24 protein-coding genes are annotated in these 19,750 nt (G+C 54.0%); 13 read left to right on the forward strand and 11 right to left on the reverse strand.

All coding sequences use genetic code 11. The features are described 5' to 3' along the window. From RHJ31_RS02595 to RHJ31_RS02620, 6 genes are all read right to left on the reverse strand, one after another. A complete protein-coding gene (locus tag RHJ31_RS02595) occupies positions 1–1,737 on the reverse strand; it encodes a diflavin flavoprotein (RefSeq protein WP_302677265.1) in 1,737 nt (578 codons plus the stop codon). A gap of 141 nt (positions 1,738–1,878) precedes the next feature. Further along, positions 1,879–2,334: a hypothetical protein gene (locus tag RHJ31_RS02600; RefSeq protein ID WP_302677266.1), complete on the reverse strand. Its 456-nt coding sequence runs from the start codon at positions 2,332–2,334 to the stop codon at positions 1,879–1,881. Next, on the reverse strand, positions 2,312–3,181 hold the full coding sequence (locus tag RHJ31_RS02605; RefSeq protein ID WP_302677267.1) for a DNA adenine methylase: 870 nt from the start codon (positions 3,179–3,181) through the stop codon (positions 2,312–2,314). Before RHJ31_RS02605 ends, RHJ31_RS02600 begins: the two co-directional genes overlap by 23 nt. Continuing rightward, positions 3,181–3,474 carry a YggT family protein gene (locus tag RHJ31_RS02610; RefSeq protein ID WP_315862959.1) on the reverse strand — a complete coding sequence of 98 codons (294 nt, stop codon included), beginning with the start codon at positions 3,472–3,474 and terminating at the stop codon, positions 3,181–3,183. Before RHJ31_RS02610 ends, RHJ31_RS02605 begins: the two co-directional genes overlap by 1 nt. A 27-nt stretch (positions 3,475–3,501) precedes the next feature. Continuing rightward, positions 3,502–3,825 (reverse strand): metal-sensing transcriptional repressor, encoded by a 324-nt coding sequence (locus RHJ31_RS02615; protein ID WP_149820521.1) that lies wholly within the window; start codon positions 3,823–3,825, stop codon positions 3,502–3,504. A gap of 11 nt (positions 3,826–3,836) precedes the next feature. Then, entirely contained in the window at positions 3,837–4,604 is a 768-nt protein-coding gene (locus RHJ31_RS02620) for a transposase (protein WP_302677269.1), read from the reverse strand. A gap of 323 nt (positions 4,605–4,927) precedes the next feature. On the opposite strand from RHJ31_RS02620, the gene RHJ31_RS02625 reads away from it, so the two are divergent. After that, positions 4,928–5,383 carry a hypothetical protein gene (locus tag RHJ31_RS02625; RefSeq protein ID WP_206200953.1) on the forward strand — a complete coding sequence of 152 codons (456 nt, stop codon included), beginning with the start codon at positions 4,928–4,930 and terminating at the stop codon, positions 5,381–5,383. Here the strand turns inward: RHJ31_RS02625 and holA are convergent. Further along, complete coding sequence (gene holA, locus RHJ31_RS02630) at positions 5,320–6,327, reverse strand: DNA polymerase III subunit delta (protein ID WP_302677270.1); 1,008 nt, start codon at positions 6,325–6,327, stop codon at positions 5,320–5,322. The two genes, RHJ31_RS02625 and holA, sit on opposite strands and share 64 nt — an antisense overlap. Before the next feature lie 60 nt (positions 6,328–6,387). On the opposite strand from holA, the gene RHJ31_RS02635 reads away from it, so the two are divergent. From RHJ31_RS02635 to RHJ31_RS02650, 4 genes are read left to right on the forward strand one after another with little or no spacing between them, the layout of a single operon-like run. Next, positions 6,388–6,834, forward strand: a complete 447-nt coding sequence (locus tag RHJ31_RS02635) for an LptA/OstA family protein (protein WP_302677271.1) — start codon at positions 6,388–6,390, stop codon at positions 6,832–6,834. Next, positions 6,794–7,582, forward strand: a complete 789-nt coding sequence (gene lptB / locus RHJ31_RS02640; RefSeq protein WP_302677272.1) for an LPS export ABC transporter ATP-binding protein — start codon at positions 6,794–6,796, stop codon at positions 7,580–7,582. The genes RHJ31_RS02635 and lptB overlap by 41 nt, the downstream gene beginning before the upstream one ends. Before the next feature lie 2 nt (positions 7,583–7,584). Next, entirely contained in the window at positions 7,585–8,721 is a 1,137-nt protein-coding gene (locus RHJ31_RS02645; RefSeq protein ID WP_206200956.1) for an LptF/LptG family permease, read from the forward strand. Positions 8,722–8,756: 35 nt separating this feature from the next. Beyond that, a complete protein-coding gene (locus tag RHJ31_RS02650) occupies positions 8,757–9,818 on the forward strand; it encodes a 3-deoxy-7-phosphoheptulonate synthase (RefSeq protein WP_310437983.1) in 1,062 nt (353 codons plus the stop codon). A gap of 27 nt (positions 9,819–9,845) precedes the next feature. Here the strand turns inward: RHJ31_RS02650 and RHJ31_RS02655 are convergent, their stop codons facing one another. Beyond that, positions 9,846–10,184: an STAS domain-containing protein gene (locus RHJ31_RS02655; RefSeq protein ID WP_206200958.1), complete on the reverse strand. Its 339-nt coding sequence runs from the start codon at positions 10,182–10,184 to the stop codon at positions 9,846–9,848. Positions 10,185–10,385: 201 nt separating this feature from the next. Between RHJ31_RS02655 and RHJ31_RS02660 the strand changes: the two genes are divergently transcribed. Continuing rightward, complete coding sequence (locus RHJ31_RS02660; RefSeq protein WP_011057407.1) at positions 10,386–10,616, forward strand: photosystem I reaction center subunit IV; 231 nt, start codon at positions 10,386–10,388, stop codon at positions 10,614–10,616. Between the two features lie 11 nt (positions 10,617–10,627). Next, complete coding sequence (locus tag RHJ31_RS02665; RefSeq protein WP_302677274.1) at positions 10,628–11,482, forward strand: DNA-formamidopyrimidine glycosylase; 855 nt, start codon at positions 10,628–10,630, stop codon at positions 11,480–11,482. Here the strand turns inward: RHJ31_RS02665 and RHJ31_RS02670 are convergent. From RHJ31_RS02670 to RHJ31_RS02680, 3 genes are all read right to left on the reverse strand, one after another. Next, positions 11,452–12,690, reverse strand: coding sequence for a sensor histidine kinase KdpD (locus RHJ31_RS02670; protein ID WP_302677275.1), 1,239 nt, complete (start codon positions 12,688–12,690; stop codon positions 11,452–11,454). The genes RHJ31_RS02665 and RHJ31_RS02670 overlap by 31 nt on opposite strands. 76 nt (positions 12,691–12,766) lie before the next feature. Then, positions 12,767–14,089: a 30S ribosomal protein S12 methylthiotransferase RimO gene (gene rimO / locus RHJ31_RS02675; protein ID WP_302677276.1), complete on the reverse strand. Its 1,323-nt coding sequence runs from the start codon at positions 14,087–14,089 to the stop codon at positions 12,767–12,769. 19 nt (positions 14,090–14,108) lie between these two features. Next, on the reverse strand, positions 14,109–14,765 hold the full coding sequence (locus RHJ31_RS02680) for a Mo-dependent nitrogenase C-terminal domain-containing protein (protein WP_302677277.1): 657 nt from the start codon (positions 14,763–14,765) through the stop codon (positions 14,109–14,111). Positions 14,766–14,892: 127 nt separating this feature from the next. On the opposite strand from RHJ31_RS02680, the gene RHJ31_RS02685 reads away from it, so the two are divergent. The 6 genes from RHJ31_RS02685 to RHJ31_RS02710 all read left to right on the forward strand — a co-directional run bounded on the left by RHJ31_RS02685 (position 14,893) and on the right by RHJ31_RS02710 (position 19,737). Beyond that, entirely contained in the window at positions 14,893–15,528 is a 636-nt protein-coding gene (locus RHJ31_RS02685) for a chorismate lyase (RefSeq protein WP_302677278.1), read from the forward strand. Positions 15,529–15,626: 98 nt separating this feature from the next. Beyond that, positions 15,627–17,060 carry a 15-cis-phytoene desaturase gene (pds, locus tag RHJ31_RS02690; protein WP_302677279.1) on the forward strand — a complete coding sequence of 478 codons (1,434 nt, stop codon included), beginning with the start codon at positions 15,627–15,629 and terminating at the stop codon, positions 17,058–17,060. Continuing rightward, positions 17,044–17,979, forward strand: coding sequence for a phytoene synthase (locus RHJ31_RS02695; protein WP_206200965.1), 936 nt, complete (start codon positions 17,044–17,046; stop codon positions 17,977–17,979). Before pds ends, RHJ31_RS02695 begins: the two co-directional genes overlap by 17 nt. A 5-nt stretch (positions 17,980–17,984) precedes the next feature. Beyond that, positions 17,985–18,503 (forward strand): phosphoribosyltransferase, encoded by a 519-nt coding sequence (locus RHJ31_RS02700; RefSeq protein ID WP_149820490.1) that lies wholly within the window; start codon positions 17,985–17,987, stop codon positions 18,501–18,503. Further along, positions 18,500–19,495: an aspartate carbamoyltransferase catalytic subunit gene (locus RHJ31_RS02705; RefSeq protein WP_302677280.1), complete on the forward strand. Its 996-nt coding sequence runs from the start codon at positions 18,500–18,502 to the stop codon at positions 19,493–19,495. Before RHJ31_RS02700 ends, RHJ31_RS02705 begins: the two co-directional genes overlap by 4 nt. After that, positions 19,492–19,737, forward strand: a complete 246-nt coding sequence (locus RHJ31_RS02710; protein WP_302677281.1) for a 2Fe-2S iron-sulfur cluster binding domain-containing protein — start codon at positions 19,492–19,494, stop codon at positions 19,735–19,737. Before RHJ31_RS02705 ends, RHJ31_RS02710 begins: the two co-directional genes overlap by 4 nt. Positions 19,738–19,750: the final 13 nt, after the last annotated feature.

The following is a 19,750-nucleotide window of genomic DNA, read 5'->3' on the forward strand; positions in this document are numbered from 1 at the left end:
CTAACTGCTGGTTTTGCGATGTTGGATTGCCGTTAAGCCACTGCTTTGCAGCAATTCACCACTCTCGACCACGGCATAGATCAGCGAGTGGTTGCCACAGTTCATGCGGGACTCTACAGTACATTCCAAATAGGCAAGGGCATCGAGCAAAATGGGGGCACCGCTCTCAGCGCTTTTGAGGCCAAGGGTGGCTAATTGTTGCTCACCAAGGCGTTGTGCCTGCTGAAATTGGCGCACGAGGGGACTGCCTTCCTTGAGAATATTCAAGACAAAGCGATCGCCCACCAAGCAGAGGCTTTCTGCCCATTCCTGCGGCAAGGACACTGTGATACCGGGGGGATTAAACGAGGCTTGGGAGACCGACGACACCAAAATCGCTGCCGCTTGGGTGAGGTGAAAACACCCTTCCGGTAGGGTGGTCAGAACACACAGGGAACCCACGACCCGATTCACTGCCTGCTCGGTGCGATCCACCTGTGCCTCCACGAGACTGGGGGGGCGGACGGTGCGACTCTTGCGCAGTTTCTTCAGGGCTTGGGCAAACTCGTTGGCCGCAATTTGGCATTTTTCAAGATCGCTCGCCGTGGGGGTAAACTTCACCCGCAGCGTTTCAAAGCCAAGGGTATAACCAGCATCAAGCAACTTTTGTTCAATGTCATCAATGGCCTCGCCACTCCAACCATAGGAGCCAAAGACCCCCGCCAGCTTGGTTTGGCTGCCCTCCGCCAAGATGAACCCCAAGGCGGTCTGCACCTGTGTCGGCATGTGTCCCCCTAGGGTGGGCGAGCCAATGATAAAGCCGTCGCTACTGTGGATCAGGGCTTGCATTTCTGCTGGGGGTGTGGTTTCACAGTTAATGGCCTCCACTTGCACCCCGGCGGCGGTTAAGCCTTGGGCGATCGCGTTGGCTAGAATTGCTGTATTGCCATAGGCAGAGGCATAGAAAAGTGCCACCTTGGTGTCCTGTTCCGTTTGGGCTTGGCACCAGTCGCGATAGTCCTGAAAAAGGCGGCTACGGCTAAACTTGACGATCGGGCCGTGGGCGGGGGCATAGAGGCGCGGTGGCGGTGTCAGTTCTACCAAGCGATCCAAAATGCTTTCCACTTGGCGGGTTTGCGCCGCATGCAAACATTCAAAGTAGTAGGCACGATCCGCATCGAGTTTTTTCCACTGCTCATCGTAGAGGCTATCGCCACAGACATGGGCACCAAAGAGCTTATCGGTAAACACAATTTGATTCTGAGGATCAACGGTGATCAAGCCATCGGGCCAGCGGGGCGTAGCAGCAGCAATAAACTCCAGTTGGCGATCGCCCCCTAACTCTAGGGGTGTTTCCGCACGGGGAATCCAGAGATTCAATTGCTCGCCAAGGGTGGAGCGCAAGGTTACTGCCCCTGCCTTAGAGCAGACGATAATGATCTGGGGCGCTTTTTCCAGCAAAACCTTGACGGTCGCCAGACGGTTGGAGTTGACATGACTGAGAATCAGGTACCGCAGTTGACTCAGATCAATGTGCTGCTGGAGTTCCTGCAAATAAATTTGGGTAAAGGATTCCCCTGGCGGATCCAGCAGGGCGGGTTGGGGTGCTCGGATCAGGTAGGAATTGGAGGTGGTTCCCTGCTGACGGCCGTACTCCACTTCAAACTTCAGCCGATCCCAAGTGCGCGATCGCAAGACCAAAACCCCGGGCGCAATTTCTGCGACTTGAACATCACGGGGACGAGTTTCCGTGAGCATTGGACACCTCCTGAAAACCTATCTGCGGTACTGCTATCGAAAATATCGAAATAGCACTGCCACTATAACGTAGTTTAATCGCCTAGGGAATTACCAGTAAAATTTTTATTCTTGATCATTGATGTTTTATTTGATCATTTTTCAAATCGCAGGGTTATTAAGAAGGCTATTAAGTAATTGGAATTCAAGAAATTGGTTAACGCTTAAAAACTTTAATAATTTTTTTAATCTTATCAAATAAAGGAATTCAATATTATGGTTTTTAATCTTTGTTTTTATATTTGCTTTATAATACCAATTCAATTTGAAGATAGGGTTAATAAAGGCTGTGTAATAAATGACCAGCCCGTCAAAGAACGAATCACTGCCGTCGTCAGTTGTAACAATACAGCTTGCAGGTTTTGACGCAGGGCTTCCAGCGCCTCGAACGACTGCCATGCTCATGCTGCTCGCAGATGTTGCCACAACCGCTCCATGGGATTGACCTCGGGGGCAAACACAGGCACAACATTCCGTGGCTTCTTGAGTGATATTCATGAATTTTTGAGTATAGCTTATCCCTCTTGAAAATATCTCACTCCCTTTCGAAATAGCCATAGGTGACAACCAGCAGCTCGCTAATCTTACCGCGTTTGTGGCGATTGGAGTTGATCACACGGCTGGCCTTGAGTTCAATACAGTGCCAAGATCGATACAGGTGCAGCATGGGTTCAACCCAAGCATTGCTAAGCATGACGTAGCATCCCCGTTGAGCCAACTCAGCGACAACGTTGGCTAGGGCAATCTGTTCTGCTTCGCCAAAAGGCTGATCAGTGTAACTGGTGAAGCTGGCTGTTTTAGAAAGAGGATAGTAAGGTGGATCAAAGTAGATAAAATCCCCCGCCGTTGCCCAAGTTAAGACCTCTTGAAAATCCGCCACACTCAATGTCACCTTTTGCAGAGCAAGGCTCGCTTGGCGCAGAGCCTCTGGATCAAAAATTTGGGGATTACGATAACGACCCATGGGAACGTTGAACTGCCCGGCACGATTAACACGATAGAGGCCGTTAAAACAGGTTTTGTTCAGATAGATGAAGCGAGCCGCTCGCGTAAGAGGATCAAGTTGCTGCTGATCTAAGCTACGAATGTGGTAGTAAAAAGCTTCGCTGTGCTGTTGGCGATATGCCGTGAGTTCTTGAATTAAGTCCTCCACGCGATCGCGCACAATTTGGTAGCAGTTCATTAGTTCAGGGTTGCGATCGCTCAACCGCGCCTGCTGAAACTGAAACTCGCCCCGCTGGGCTTGACCAAACAGATACCAGTAGAGCGCCGCGCTCCCACAAAACGGCTCAGCATAACAGCGACATTGATGGGGTAAATAGGGAGCCATTTGGCTCAACAATTGCGACTTGCCCCCCGCCCACTTGAGAAATGGTTTCGGGCTGAGGATTGTTGCTGTCCCCACTAGGCCGGTGGAAACAGAATGAACAACAGTCCCTGCTGCCCCACGAGCAATTCCCGTAGGAGCGTGACAATACCCACCCAGATAATGGGACTAATATCCACTCCCCCAAGGGGCGGCACGACGCGGCGAGTTGGTGCCAGTACAGGCTCTGAAAGCCAGTAAATCGCCTTTAATGGCCCTTGGGTGAGGTTGATCTGGGGGTACCAAGTGAGGACAATCCGCACCAGAAAGATCAGGGTAAAAATGGCGAGGATGATTCCCAGTACCCAATTGATGACAACTACAACAGGCATTGGCATTGCTTACACTATCCCAAATCATTATCCCAAAAAATGATCAAGGGCAGCTTTGAGTTCTGCGAGTTCCTGATCAATGCGTCCCTCTTGAGCGGCACGAGTCACACATTCATTCAAATGCTCATCGAGAATCAGCCGTGCCACCCGATCCAGCGCTCCCCGCACTGCGGCAATTTGAATCAGTACCTCTGGGCAAGGGCGACTATCCTGGACCATCGTTTTGATACCACGCACGTGCCCTTCAATGCGCGAGAGCCGATTGACGATCGCCCGCAGCGATTCCTCACTGTGATGATGGGGATGGGAATGCAGGGAAGGGGAAGAATGGGAATGGGATTCAGTGCCCACGGCAAATAGTCCTAAACAATCAGTACAACAATCAACCTATTCAACAGAATATTCAACAGATTAGGAACTAGGGTTGTGTTGCTCCCTTTGATAACCGCCTTGCCACGCTTGCAGGCCACCCAAGGCAACACCACGTTCAGGAATGACCCATGACCCGCATCCAGCATGTGCTTGCCCAGCGTCCCACGACTGAGGCCAATCAGATTCAAGTCCTCCACCACAATCACGTCAGCCCCGTCGCAAAGCTGGTGAGCGACCTTGAAGTGAAAGTCCCTGCGGGTGCGGGCAATCTGTTCATGCAGCTTCGCCACCTTGCGTTGAATCTTCTTCCAGTTGGCTGATCCAATCTGTTTCCACTTCAGTCTGCGTTGCAGCAATTGAAGCTTGCGTTGCATCTCTAGGAAAAACTTGGGTCGTGCTAGTTGAAGTCCGTCCGAGGTGGAGAGAAAGTATTCTAGGCCAACATCGACGCCAACCACCCGCTTCAAAACTTGCTGCAATGCTTGGGCGTTAACCGCCGCTAAATCAGGGTTGGTCTGCCTTGCTTGGGTCAACCGTTGACACTGCACGTTGAAGCTGGGATAGGGGGCATCCGCTGGGATAATGTACTCGCTATGCACAGAGCAGGCATTGACTGGACATTTGCGCGAAGCAATCCAGTCTTTGCGCTCCCTCAGCGCGGGATTCCAAACCCTGCGGCACACCTCTAGATCGTGGTCGATCTGCTTGGCCTGCTGCTGGGTTAGTTTTAGTTTGTACTCGTACGTCAGGGTGAGCATGAGTGGATTATAGCTATTAGTCGCACCCGATTTTTGGTGCTAGCTCAATATATCCAGCAACAAGCTGAGATTGAGTGACCGCTCCCTCTGGTCGCCTATCACCTCACTACCACCTAACCGCTTTGCGCTATAGACGGAGCACTGCGGCGAATTTTGGTAGCAAACTTGCTAGCTGCGCTTGGTTTTGGCCATGAATGTTACGGCTCTTTCCTAAATTTTCGAATGGGCGTTTGCCTTGGGCGTCACTCCCGTAACTGTTGTCCCTAGGGAAGTCGTGATAGTATCGGGACACATCCCCCGCAGGATTCAGTGGACGAACCAACGTGACAGAACCAATTTTTTGGTTGGCGGTGTCACTGGTATTAGTGGCCGTATGCTTGGCAGCCGTTCTGGTTGCTGCGATTCCGGCGTTTATGGAATTGGCACGGGCGGCGCGCAGTGCCGAAAAGCTCTTTGATACCTTGGGGCGTGAACTGCCCCCTACCCTAGAAGCAATTCGCTTGACGGGTCTAGAGATTAGCGATCTCACCGACGACATTAGCCAAGGGGTAGAAAGTGCAGGCAATGTCGTCAAGCAGGTGGATCAAGGAATTGCAGCGGCAAAACGCCAAGTTCAAGAGGCGAAAGTGACCACCCGTAGTGTTTTTGCCGGGGTAAAAGCCGCATGGCAAACGTGGAATCGTCCCAGTCGCAAACCTTCGCGGTTGCCGCCGAGTCAATTGTCACCGCCGCCAGAGCGATCGCCCCAAGAACGCCGTGAGCAGGCCAAGGAAAGCTGAATCATCCCTTGGCGTAGAGTCGCCACTGGCTCAGCCCCTAGCTTGAGTTGATACTCTGTGGTTAAGAGAATCTGCAAACAGGCTTGAAGGGCCGGCAAAGCAACAGCGTTCACTTCTTTTTGCAGGAAATAGACCCGTTTCGGATTTGCCACTTCGGCGAGCTTGGCAATGCGTTGATTGTCGCGCTCATGGCTGAGCAACTTGACCCACAACCACGTGCGAAATTGTTTCGTCAGGGTGGCCAAAAGGCGCAAGGGGGGTTCATTTTGGAGTAGCAAGTCCTCCAGTTGGCTCAGGGCAGTGGCTGTGTCTCCCCGCAGCAGGGTACTGGCAAGGGTGAGGCTACTTTGTTGGGTGGCATGAACAAGGGTGGTGATGTCTTCAGCGGTAAGGGGGCGATCGCCCGCAAACAAGGCCAATTTTTCTAATTCATTGTGGAGTTGGCGACTGTCATTACCGACGGCTTCGGCAAGCAGTTGTATTCCTTCTGGGGGCAGGCGAACTGGATAGCGTTGAGTCGCCTCACGGATCTGCTGTTCAATCTCAGCGGTTTTCCAAGCGGCAATCGGACTAAATTCCTGAATCTTGCCATGCTGTTGCAGCAGCTTGACGGCTTTACTGCGGCTGTCGGGTTTTTGGCTACTGGTGAGCAGTAAATGACAGTTCGGGGGAACTTGCGGCAAGGTGAGTTCTAAATCTGCGAGTAGTTCCGCACTACAGCGTTGACCCAAGGTCGTATTCACTAGCCACACCAAGCGATCGCCTTCTCCAAAGGGCGGCGTCATCACCTGCGCCAACGCGGCTTGAACGGCCTCAGCATCCTCCCCAGCAAATTTTTCGAAGTTAAAACTCTCCCACAGGGGATCGACCACTTGTTGCCGTAGGTCTTTCACGGCCTGCTCGATTCGGAATTGATCCTCCCCCCAATAGAAGTAAACGGGCATGATGCGGAAATTTTCCCTTATCCACTAGGATAAAGACATTGTGGCGGAGACTTTAAGGAAATGTTGCACTCTTGTTCCCGATGGCCATCCCGCCTTTTGGCGCTGGGTACACTGGGGGTAGGGTTAGCAATCGCTCCCCTCTTCTGGCAGCCCGCAGACTCCCAAGAAACGCCTTCCCAAGCACTTACCATTTTGGCCGATGTGCAGCAGGCGAATGCCGTCACAGGCGTGATCACGGCACGGGGCAATGTGCAACTGCGTTATCCCGCCCGCCAAATTCAGGCCACGGCGGCACAAGCACAATACTTTAGCCGGGAGGGGCGCATTGTCCTCAGTGGGAATGTGTATGTTTTGCAACAGGGGAACAGTCTCCGCGCTGACACCATCACATATCTTATTGAGGAAGCAAAATTTGTCGCTCTGCCCGCCCCCAGCCGCCAAGTCGAATCTATTTTAATGATCCCCGATGACCCTAACCAACAAATTCTTACACCTGTGCAGCCCTAATGGGCGGTTTGCGCTACCGACCACGCTTCGCCTAGAGGGGGTATGTAAACGGTATGGCAGTCGTTGGGTGGTGGATCACGTCAGTCTCTCGGTGGCTCGCGGAGAGGTGGTGGGTCTGCTGGGGCCCAATGGTGCAGGGAAAACGACAACCTTTTACATGGCAACGGGGATTGAACGACCGGATGATGGCCGAGTATGGCTGGATGATGAGGATATTACCCAAGCTCCCTTACATCAGCGAGCACGGCGGGGCATTGGCTATCTGCCCCAAGAACCGAGTATCTTTCGCCAGTTGACGGTTGCTGAAAATATTCTCTTGGTTTTAGAGGAGACGGGAGTGCCGAGGCGGCAGTGGCGCGATCGCTTGGATCAACTGCTCACGGAATTCCGCCTCACCCACATTGCCCACACCCTCGGTCGGCGAGTCTCAGGGGGAGAACGGCGGCGCACCGAATTAGCCCGTGCCTTGGCAGCAGGTAAGCAAGGCCCCAGTTTTTTACTGCTCGATGAACCCTTTGCGGGCGTGGATCCCATTGCCGTGCATGACCTCCAGGACATGATTGCCAAGCTGCGCGATCGCCAAATGGGCATTCTCATTACCGATCACAATGTGCGGGAAACGCTGGAAATTATTGACCGCGCCTACATTTTACGGGAAGGGCAGATTTTAGCCGCAGGGAATAGCTGGGAATTGGCCCAGGATGCCAAAGTGCGGCAATACTACCTCGGTGAGGATTTTCGCTTCTAGACATGATCAGAGCACTGCGGCGGATCTGGTTGCCGACCCTTCCCAAGTTAGATCAGTATCTTCTCTCGCTACTGCTGCCGGGGTTTGTTTTTGGCGTTACAATCTTTACCACTTTGGCGCTGACCGTCGGCACGATTTTTGATTTGGTGCGACAAATTGCCGATGCTCAACTGCCCCTAACGATTTTGCTGCAATTGATTGGCTATCAACTGCCCAGCGTCTTGGTCTTGGTGTTTCCGATGGCCGTGTTGCTCGCGGTTGTGGGGGCGATGAGTCGGCTCTCAGAGGAGGGGGAGTGGATTGCGCTGCGCAGTGTGGGGATTTGTCTGCGCCGTGTCCTCGTCCCTGTGGTGGTTTTTGCGTTGTTTGTGAGTGGGTTGACCCTTGCGCTCAATGAAATCGCCGTACCCATCGCCAAGTATGAATCGCAAAAACTCATGCGGGAGTTACTGCAACAGGAGCGTACCCTCGGCTCAGGCACCGATATTTTCTACCCTGAGTACGATCGCCAAGGAGATGTGCGGCGACTGTATTATGGGCATCGCTTTGATGGCAGCCGCATTCAGGGAATCACGGTTTTGGACTTTTCACAACCACAGGTGACTCAGGTCATTAGCGCTGAATCCGCTGAGTGGAATGTGCGTGAGAGTCGCTGGTTACTCTCTCAGGGGGTAGCCTATTTGATTACCCACACGGGAGTCAGCCGCAATCTCTTGCAATTTGATCAACAGGAGATCCGCTTGCCGCGGCCTGCCCAATCTCAACAACTGCGGCCAACAGATGTGGATGAACTCTCGATCACCCAAGCACGCCGTGCGCTGCAACGTCTCGATCCCAATCAAGAGCCAGAACTGGTGCGTGCCCTCAAGGTTCATCTGGCTCAGGCCTATGCTCAGCCCTTCTTGGCGGTGGTGTTTGCCCTTTTGGGGGTGGGGTTTGGCCTCAGTCCCTCCCAACGGCGGGGGCGCCAAGGATTTGGCATTAGTGTGGCAGTGGTGTTTGGTCAGTACGTGCTCACGTTTTTTCTCGGTGCACTGGGGACGATTGGCACCCTCTCCCCCCTTGCAGCAGCGTGGTTGCCCCACGGTATTGGCTTGGTGGTGGCGATCGCCCTACTGTGGCGTGCGGATCGTAGCTAGAGAGGTATGATGAAAAAAGTGCTGATTGCTGATCCATGCCGCAAACGTTTGATCTTCACGTTGTTGAGACGCGACCCTTGTTGACGCCTGCTACCCTGCTGGCGGATTTGCCGCTGACCGAATCCCAAGCCACCCTTGTGGCCACAACCCGCGATCGCATTCGTGACATTTTCAAGGGGCGCGATCGCCGACTGCTGGTGATTGTGGGGCCTTGTTCAATTCACGATGTCAAGGCAGCCTTGGAATACGGGGAAAAGTTGGCACAGGTGCGCGATCGCCTGCGGGATAGTCTTGAAATTGTCATGCGGGTTTATTTTGAAAAACCCCGCACCTCTGTAGGCTGGAAAGGGCTGATCAACGATCCGCACCTCGATGGCAGCTATGATATCAACACCGGGTTACGCCTCGCACGGAAGCTGCTGCTGGATTTGGCCAACTTGGGGATGCCCGCCGCTACAGAATTGCTCGATCCAATCATTCCCCAGTACATTGCTGACGTTGTGAGTTGGACCGCCATTGGTGCTCGTACGACGGAAAGCCAAACCCACCGTCAAATGGCGTCGGGTCTCTCGATGCCCGTAGGCTTCAAAAATGGCACCGATGGTCACTTAGATTCGGCAATTAATGCCATGATCGCGGCACAGCAGTCACACCATTTTCTGGGAATTAATGCTGAAGGCCGTGCCAGTATTGTTGCCACCACTGGGAATCCCGATACTCACCTTGTACTGCGCGGCGGCAAAGAGGGCCCTAACTATTCTGCCGCTCACATCGAAATGGCGGCTGCCCTCCTAGAGCGTAAGGGACTCACCCCCCGCCTGATGGTGGATTGTAGCCATGCCAACGCTGCCAAAGATGCCCAACGCCAAGTGCTGGTGTGTGAAAATCTTGCCCAGCAGGTACAGCAAGGTTCCCGTTATTTGGCGGGTGTGATGATCGAGAGCCATCTCAAGGCGGGTAATCAACCGATTCCCAAGGATCTCTCGCAGTTGGTCTATGGTCAAAGTATTACCGATCCCTGCGTGGACTTTGCGACAACAGTAACGATGCTCGAACAATTGGCTAGTGCGGTGGGGTCACAACTGGTTGCCAGATAACTGAATCGCCTATTGTAGCAGGGGAAGCTAGTTACTTGCCCCTTGGGAAGGTAGATTCAATGAAAAGAACTCTTCCTCATTTTTGAGGATGTGAAAGACCTTATCCATGCTCGTGAGTTCAAAGAGCATCATCATCTGCTTGGGAATATTGCATAGGTAAAGCTGTCCCCCACCTGCCCGGACGGTTTTTAGGGCAACAACAAGAGCGCCTAAGCCAGAACTGTCAATGAAGGTGACCTCACCACAATCCAGCAATAGGGCTTGAGTCCCCCCTTGAACCAGCTCACCAATGGTTTGACGAAATTCCTGAGCTTGGGGGCCACCAAAGACCCCAGACAGCTTAATCACTTCGACAGTATTAGCCATAACAGGATGATGGAAAGGAGTTCCCCGCTAGTATACAGCCTTTTTTTCACCGAGATTCGTCACGCGACCAACCCATAACCGCCCTTTGCTGGGTTCCAGAGATGGGGTGCTCTGTGAAATTTTGTGGAGTGAGCGTAACAAGCCGTAGTAGTCATAGTAGGCTTAACTCTAGCCGTTGAGAAATTTTTAGGACGATAACTCATGGTGCAACGTGGTTCTAAAGTCAAGATTCTCCGCCCTGAATCCTACTGGTACAACGAAGTGGGCACCGTCGCCTCTGTGGATCAAACCCCCGGCGTCAAATATCCTGTGATTGTGCGCTTCGACAAAGTCAATTACACGGGCTACAGCGGCAGTGCCAGCGGTGTGAACACCAATAACTTTGCGCTGCACGAAGTGCAAGAAGTGGCTCCGCCCAAAAAAGGTAAATAGTTTCTGAGACCGTGCCGGAATTACCGGAAGTTGAAACCGTACGTCGTGGGCTAGAGGTGGTCACCCTTGGGCAACCCATTGTGGGGGTGGAGGTGCTTCTAGCCCGTTCTATTGCGCTTCCTGAAGAGCCGCAAGCGTTTATTGATCACCTGCGCGATCGCTCTATTCAACAGTGGCATCGGCGGGGCAAGTACCTTTTGGCCGCCCTCAATGACGGCAGTCGCCTCGTGATTCATCTGCGCATGAGCGGCCAGTTGTTGTGGCTGACGACTCCCCAGCCTCCCTGCCCCCATACCCGTTTGCGCTGGTTTTTCGCAACGGGGGCAGAACTCCGCTTTGTGGATCAACGCACCTTTGGTCGCTGTTGGTGGATTCCTGCACACTGCCGCCCCGAAAAGGCGATTCCCACACTGGCCAGCTTGGCACCAGAACCCCTGAGTGAGGCCTTTACAGTTTGGTTCTTGGCGGAGCGGTTGGTGCATTATCGTCGCGCGCTAAAAACGGCACTTTTGGATCAAACCGTTGTTGCCGGCATGGGGAATATCTATGCCGATGAAAGTCTTTTCTTGAGTGGTCTGCACCCCGCCCTACCCACCTACACCCTAACGATTGAGCAGATCGTTCACCTCCATCAGGTGATTCGCCAAGTGCTGAGGGAAGCGATTGCAGCGGGCGGTACGACAATTCGTAGCTTTGTCACTCCGGCGGGGGTGAATGGTCGCTATGGGGGGCAGGCATGGGTTTATGGTCGCAAGGGGGAAGCCTGCCGCGTCTGTGGCACAACGATTGAACGGCTGCGCTTAGCGGGACGCTCCAGTCACTATTGTCCTCGCTGTCAGCCACTCTCTTCCGCAATGGGCAAATAAAGGGTGAGAATTTCGCCCGCTTGGCGATCGCGCCGTTGAATGACCTTAGCGCCGACTGCTTCTATTAAGAGTTTTGCCGCCTGAAAGTTGAGACTCAGTTGCCCGGTTGCGGGATGCCACAGGAGCAGGTGCCCCAAGGCGGCCAGATCGCTGCGGTGTTTGTACTGGGGCGATCGCAATTCTAGCTTCACGTGCTGCCCTGCCCGCTGCACCACCAATTGCAGTTCACTCTCTGGGGCAAGGGTTTGGCTATAGTATTCCACTAACCCAGTCAAGACCTGATCCAAAGACGCTGGATCACTGAGAACAAGGGGTAAATTGGGCGGATAGTCGAGAACCAATTTGACTTGACGACGCGCCGCCTGTTTTTGCCAGCGAGCCAAGTTGGTCGTGAAGAGTTCCGTCAAGTGGGTTTGCCCAAACGCAAGGGGGGGTTTGGGGCTAGGACTAGTGAAGATTTCGGCGGCATCACTCAGGAGATTAAAGCGGGTGATTTGATCCTGAATCTCTTGACCAATCTTTTGCAGATACTGGTACGTGCGCTGCGGTAGATTCTCTTGCCGTTGTAGCAATTGGATAAAGGTATTGATGGTGGTGAGGGGAGTGCGCACCTCGTGGGAAAGGGCTTGCAGCAGGCTAATATCCGCAGCCATGGGGGTAGAAGTCACAGTCAGGGGCGTGGCCGCCGGTTGACTATAGTCCAGCAGCCATTGAGCAAACTGACTCACCAAACGATAGCTGGGGGGCACCATCTCGACACTGGCCAGCCACTGATCAATGGGGTCGAGATTGGCTAAGGGAAGTTGCTGCCGCAATTGCTGCCAAAAAGCATGAATTTCCTCAGGGGCAAAGGAAAAGTGCAGTCCGCGTTCCCCTTGATAGATCAGTAAAAGATTGACCTCTGGACTCAGAAGCAGGCAAAAGGGATTCATGCCTTCTCGCGCTGCGGGCAAAAGGGTCATTGCTGGCAAAGCAGGATTGGCGTCTGTAGGGGGCAGGTAGGGCAGCGATCGCCCTTGGGGCATGAGGACATAGGTTTTTAGGGGACAATCTTGAAGAATGAGGCTGGGGAAGGAAACTAAAAAGCCCTCAATGGGATGCGTGACTGCCAATAATCTTTCTAAAGCAGCAACCCCCGCTTGCCACTGCCAAAAGCGATCGCCAGCACGGGTATCATACCGATCAATGGTGGAATGCGAGCGTCCCATAGCAGCCGATGCAACGTCCCCAACTGCCTTGACCATAGCCCCAATGATTCCAATCTGCCTAGGAGTAAAACCGTACTTAGGCAGGGATGATGCCGTACAGATCGTAAATATCAGCAGCAGTAATCTTCACGGGGACAATTGTGCCCAAGGTGGCTCTTCCCTTCACATAGACCACACCATCAACATCGGGGGCAAATCGGGGCGATCGCCCAATCAATTCCCCAGTTTGTGGGTTTTCCTGCTCAATGAGCACAGGTACGGTTTTGCCCACTTCAGCAGCATTTTTGCGCTGGGCAATGGGTTGTTGCAGTTGCATCAGGCGATCGCGCCGCGCCATTTTGATCGCCTCTGGAACCTGATCCGGCAGATCATAGGCGGCAGTCCCTTCCTCAGCGGAGTAGGTAAAGACCCCCACATGGTCAAATTCATGGCGCTGCACAAACTGGCAGAGATGCTCAAAGTGGTGCTCAGTCTCACCGGGGAAGCCGACAATAAAGGTCGTGCGCATCACTGCTTCGGGTAAGTCCTGCCGTAACCGTTCAATCAGGCGATCGTTCACCCCCGCTTGCCAAGGCCGATTCATCGCCCGCAGCACCTCTGGGTGGGAATGTTGCAACGGCAAATCCAGATAGGGCAAGATGTTAGGAGTTTCCCGCATCGCTGCAATCACCTCAGGCGTTAGCCCCGTGGGATAGGCGTAATGCAAGCGAATCCAAGGCACATCCACCTCCCCAAGGGCACGGATCAGCGCCGCGAGTTGGGGTTGACCATAGAGATCAATGCCATAGTTGGTGGTAATTTGCGAAACAATAATGATTTCTTGGACGCCCTCGCTGGCGAGTTGATGGGCTTCACTGACAATGGATTCAATGGAGCGCGATCGCTGGTTGCCCCGCAGATGGGGAATGATACAAAAGGCACAGCGATAGTCACAGCCCTCAGCAATCCGCAGATAGGCCACCGGTTCCGGCGTGGTGCGGTAGCGAGGAACGGTTTCATCGGCAATGTAGGTGGGCACAGCACTAATTTGTTGCACCCGCTCACCCGTTTCTACCCGCTCAATCACCTCAACAATGTGCTGGTAATCGCCACTGCCAACGACGGCCACCGCCTCAGGAATCTCTGCTAGGAGCTCCCCTTGAAAATGCTGCGCTAAGCAGCCTGTGATCACAATCTTTTTATTGGCTTCTGCCAGTTCTACCAGTGTGCGCACCGACTCTTCGCGGGCGGCTTGGATAAAGCTACAGGTATTGACAATAACGTAGTCGGCTTCGGTTTCATCGGTACCCACCCCATAGCCCGCTGCCGCCAGCAGGCCAATCATGTGCTCCGTATCCACGCGGTTCTTATCACAGCCAAGGTGGGCAAAGGCAATTTTCGGTTTGGTTGGGTTTGGCATCTAAACGGGTCAGCACCATCTAACAGTAGGGGGTAATATCTTCACCACACTCGTTGGCCAAATAGCTGAGCGAGCGGAAGCGCAACCCCACTAATTGATCATAAAGGGGATTGAGTTTACAGAGGGGGGGAATATGGACAATCTTGCGACCAAAAAGGGTAATGTCGCGCTCAAAGGGGCATTGGGGGGGAATCAGGCGGCAGAGAAAGCGAGCCACCTTGGCATCTTTGACCTCTAAACCATCCAGCCAGTGGCGCACGGGATCCAATAGGCGCAGGGTTTGTTCATTGCTCTCGTGCTGACCATCAAGGGTGTGCTTCAGGGACTCAAGGGCAGCAATTTCCAGTCCCAAGGCGTTGCAAAAGCGTTGCAGTTCGGCATCCTCTGGTTGGGAGTAAATGCCATTGGCAAGCGCCACCATCACGGCTGTACGCACGAAATTTTCCGCAAGGGCGCGATCGCCGCCAAAGGTGGCCACCAGCTCTTCATCGGTGACCGGGGCAAAATGTTCAAGATCTATTTCTGGGGCAATTTCCTCGCGAATCAGGCTCGCAATCAGTTGCTTCTCTTCGGGATCAAAGTGACCATCGGCGCCGGCAATGCTCAAGAGACCCTTAATCCAAATGGCCGTTTGTTCCGGTGTCAGTTCTAGGGTAGATGCTGCGGTGGTTGCCATAGAGATTGCCCCAAGATTGCTGCTCACTACGACTGTACTCTAGGTCTGGGTCTTTCGTGCCATCCTGAAGGACGGATAAAATCCTTGCTACAATTGACGAAGTTTTGTTAAGCACTGTGTCCCGTCCTTGACTGTTTCGCTGTTGCCCTCCACCTGCTCCACCCCTTGGTATGCCCTTGATCCCATTTGGCAGGGGGACGCGGTGGCGATCGCCCAAGGATTACCTCATGATCTTTTAGCGCCGGCGTGGCAAATCCTGATTCTTGGGGATGGCTCCCCCACCCGCCACTTGCAACTGCTGACGGGTGAAACCACGGAAGTGGACGTGATAGATATGTCGGCCATTGGCCATGCCAGCGATCGCGCCCCGGCACAACTGCAACTGATTCCCGGCCCGCGGCTGCGGCGTCAAGTGTGGCTACGCACCGCTTCAGGTCAACGTTTGGCCTACGCCACCTCTTGGTGGGAAGCTGCCCATGTGGATGAGTATTTACAAAACCGTGCCATGCCCATTTGGACGAACCTCGCCCAACGCAAGGTGGAGCTTTATCGCGACATTCAGGCGGTGTATCTCGGGCACTCTGAAACCTTGGCGGCAGCCTTTGGCGAGGCGGGGCCTTTTTGGGGGCGGCATTATCTCTTTTGGCACGATCGCCGTCCCATTACGCTGATTTATGAAGTCTTTTCGCCCTACCTCTGCCGCTACCTTGGTCCGATGGGAAGTACGGCCTATTTGGCAAATTCAGGCCCAACATTAGGCTAAAGCGGGTGTCTCCGTAACGTTTTGTAAATATAATATGAACAGCTTTTTGTCCCCCTAGGGGGTTGCGTTCATCTTCGTCAGTTAGGGTAGCGTCATTCATGCGAGTTGCAATTGCCGGTGGTGGCTTAGCGGGCTTAGCTTGCGCCAAGTATCTAGTGGATGCAGGACATACCCCCATGGTGTTTGAGCGTGCCAATGTCCTTGGTGGCTTGGTGGCGGCATGGCAGGATGCCGATGGGGATTGGGTGGAAACGGGCTTGCACGCCTTTTTTGGTGCCTACCCCAATATGCTGCAACTCCTAGCGGAATTGGGGATTAGCGATCGCCTGCAATGGAAACGCCATGCCCTGATTTTTAATCAACCGGAAAAGCCGGGGGTGCTCTCGTGGTTTGATGTTCCCGATATTCCTGCGCCTTTTAATGTACTGCTCTCCATTTTGCGCAACAACGATATGCTCACGTGGGAGCAGAAATTCCGCTTTGCCTTGGGGCTGTGGCCAGCGATCGTGCGCGGCCAAAAATACGTCGAGGCAATGGACAAGTACACCCTCCTCGAATGGCTGCAACGCCAAGGGATTGATGAGCGGGTAAACTCCGACATTTTTATTGCGGCCTCAAAGGCACTGACCTTCCTGAACCCCGATGAGGTCTCGGCCACGATTCCCCTGACGGCGATGAACCGCTTTCTGCGGGAACGTTATGGCTCAAAAATTGCCTTCTTGGATGGGGCACCCCCCGAACGGTTGTGTCAGCCCATTGTGGACTATGTGACCGCGCGGGGCGGTGAAGTGCACGCCAATGTGGCTCTGCGGGAGATTGTCCTCAATGAGGATCTCTCGGTGCAGTCCTTTGTCATGGCCGATCGCGAGGGACAACAGCGCTTTGAAGTCACAGCGGATGCCTATGTCTCAGCGATGTCGGTGGATGCCATTAAACTGCTGCTGCCGAAGCCGTGGCAAGACCTACCCTTTTTCCAGAAACTCAATGGCCTCGAAGGCGTCCCGGTGATTAACGTCCAAATCTGGTTTGATCGCAAATTGCCGACAGTGGATCATCTCCTTTTCTCGCGATCGCCCCTGTTGAGTGTCTATGCCGATATGAGCGAAACCTGCAAGGGTTATGCTGATCCCGACAAGTCAATGCTAGAGCTGGTATTGGCGCCTGCTGCGGAGTGGATTGGCCGCAGTGATGAGGAGATTGTTGAGGCGACCCTTGCGGAACTGGCCAAACTCTTCCCCAATCACCTACCGGAACCTGCTAAAGTGCTGAAAACGGCGGTGGTGAAAACCCCCCGCTCAGTCTATAAAGCCACCCCCGGTCGCCAAGCCTTTCGTCCGGATCAGGCCACACCCATTCCCAACTTCTTCCTTGCGGGGAGCTACACGATGCAGCCCTACCTAGGGAGTATGGAAGGTGCGGTACTTTCTGGTAAGCTGACAGCGCAGGCGATCGCGAAGCGGCTCGCAGAGAGCAACGCCCCGCAGCCCCCTAAAACCTCTATTCAAACTGCCGCCAATGCTGCAACTGCCTAGAGCCGAGTACGTCCCTCCCCTGATTTCCCTCGACGAGGCCTACGAGTTGTGTCGTCAGGTCACTGCCGCCTATGCCAAGACGTTTTACCTCGGCACGCTGTTGATGCCCCCCGCCAAGCGCCGCGCCATTTGGGCAATTTACGTCTGGTGTCGGCGCACCGATGAACTGGTGGATGGCCCCCAAGCCGCAACGACAACCATGGCCACCCTTGATGAGTGGGAAGCGCGCCTTGAGGACATTTTTGCTGGACGTCCCCACGATGGCATGGATTTAGCTCTAACGGCAACGCTGGAACAGTACCCCCTCGACATCCAGCCCTTTCGGGACATGATTGCTGGCCAGCGCATGGACTTGCACCGCAGTCGCTATGAAACTTTTGCTGAACTAGAACTCTATTGCTATCGCGTGGCCGGTACCGTCGGCCTCATGTCCCTTGAGGTGATGGGGGGAAACCCCTACAGCGATCGCCTGTGTTCCCCCTGGGTGGATCCCTATCAGGCCAAAGGCACCCTCAAGGATCAAGCGATCGCCCTTGGCATTGCCAATCAACTCACCAATATCCTGCGGGATGTGGGCGAAGATATGCGGCGGGGGCGGATTTATCTGCCCTTAGAGGACTTGGCTGCCTTTAACTACACCGCAGAAGATTTGCAGCGGGGAGTGATTGACGATCGCTGGCGGGCATTGATGCGCTTTCAAATTCAGCGGGCACGGCAATTTTATCGGGAAGCCGAAGTGGGGGTGGCCTACCTAGAGCGGGATGCCCGTTGGCCCGTGTGGTCGGCATTGATGCTCTATCGCCAGATTCTTGATGTCATCGAAGCCAACGATTACGATGTCTTTAATCGGCGCGCCTTTGTCTCTGACTGGCGCAAGCTGCTGTTTATCCCTATTTCTTGGTTCAAGGCCAGCTTTTAGGCACCATGGCAGATCTCTACGTGGATTGGGACGAGTACCATCGCACCATTGAACAGTTGGCGATCGCTATCTATGAATCGGGATGGCAGTTCAATCAAATCCTCTGCTTGGCCAAGGGGGGGCTGCGGGTAGGGGACATTCTCAGCCGCTTGTTTAATCAACCCCTCGCGATTCTGGCGGTGTCCTCCTATGGCGGTGTCAATAACCAAGAGCGGGGTCGCATCACCTTTGCGCGAGATTTAACCATGACCACCGCTACCCTTGGCAGTCATGTCCTCTTAGTGGATGATTTGGTAGATTCTGGCCTTTCCTTGCAGAAAACCCTGCGCTGGCTAGAGGTCAAATATGGCTTTGCGGTGGAGGAAGTGCGCACTGCCGTTCTCTGGTACAAAGCGGCCTCTTGTATTCGTCCGGACTACTATGTTCATTACCTGCCGGAAAATCCGTGGATCCATCAACCCTTTGAACGCTACGAACAACTGACAGCGGCTGATCTTGCTCAAACCCTAACCCCCTGTCCATGACGCCTACCCTCACTCCCCCCCTCCAATGGCAGCGTCGCCACGTCCTCTCCCTGCAAGACTTTACGGTGGCGGAGCTAGATATTGTGCTGCAAACAGCGCTCAGTTTTCAGGAAGTCCTGAATCGTCGCACCAAAAAAGTCCCCACCCTGCAAGCGCGGGTGGTTGCTAATCTTTTCTTTGAAAGCTCGACGCGCACCCGCAATAGCTTTGAACTGGCGGCCAAACGTCTTTCTGCGGATATTCTCAACTTTTCGCCCGGTACCTCGGCCCTGAGTAAAGGGGAAACGATCCTCGATACCGCTAAGACCCTGTGGGCGATGGGGGCAGAGTTCATGGTGATTCGCCATCAGCAGTCGGGGGTGCCCCATACGATTGCGGCGGAAATGGATCGCCTTGGCGCTCAGGTGGCGGTTCTCAATGCCGGTGATGGCTTGCACGAGCATCCCTCCCAAGCCCTGCTAGATTTGTTTACCCTTTGTCAACTCTACGATCCGCGTCAGCCCCGCTGTGCCCTGTTGCAGGGGAAGAAAATTGCCATTGTCGGGGATATTCGCCATTCCCGTGTGGCGCGATCGAACCTCTACAGCCTCAAGACCGCTGGTGCCGATGTTCACTTGGCAGGGCCACCCACCCTCTTGTCGCCAGAATTTGCAGACTATGGAGCAACACTCCACTGGACACTGGAACCCGCCCTTGCTGATGCCGATATTGTGATGACGCTGCGCCTGCAACGGGAACGTATGGATCAGCACCTGATTCCCAGTTTGCGGGAGTACCATCAGCAGTTTGGTATCACTCATGAACGGCTGCGCCTATGCCGACCCCAGGTGCGGGTTTTGCATCCGGGACCGGTGAATCGCGGCGTGGAATTGAGTTCGGCATTGCTGGATGATCCGCAGTTTAGTTTAGTGAATCAGCAGGTGACCAGTGGGGTGGCGGTACGGATGGCGTTACTGTATTTGATGGGAACGTATCATGAAGGCAGGCCATGATTAAGGTCACCTTTGTGCCGGATCAGGTTTCCGTTGAGGCCGAAGTGGGTGAAAGTTGGCTGAGCGTTGCAGCGCGCGCTGGGGTCGACATTCCCACGGGTTGTTGCATGGGCAGTTGTGGTGCCTGTACGTTGGAATTGGAGGATGGCGAGGAAATTCGCGCCTGTATTTCTACGATTGCGGGCGATGGCGAGGATGGTACCCAGATTACTGCCTATGTCTTTCGAGATCCCACGTGGTGATCACAGGAATCAA

Source organism: Thermosynechococcus sp. JY1331, from assembly GCF_031583475.1.
GTDB lineage: Bacteria > Cyanobacteriota > Cyanobacteriia > Thermosynechococcales > Thermosynechococcaceae > Thermosynechococcus.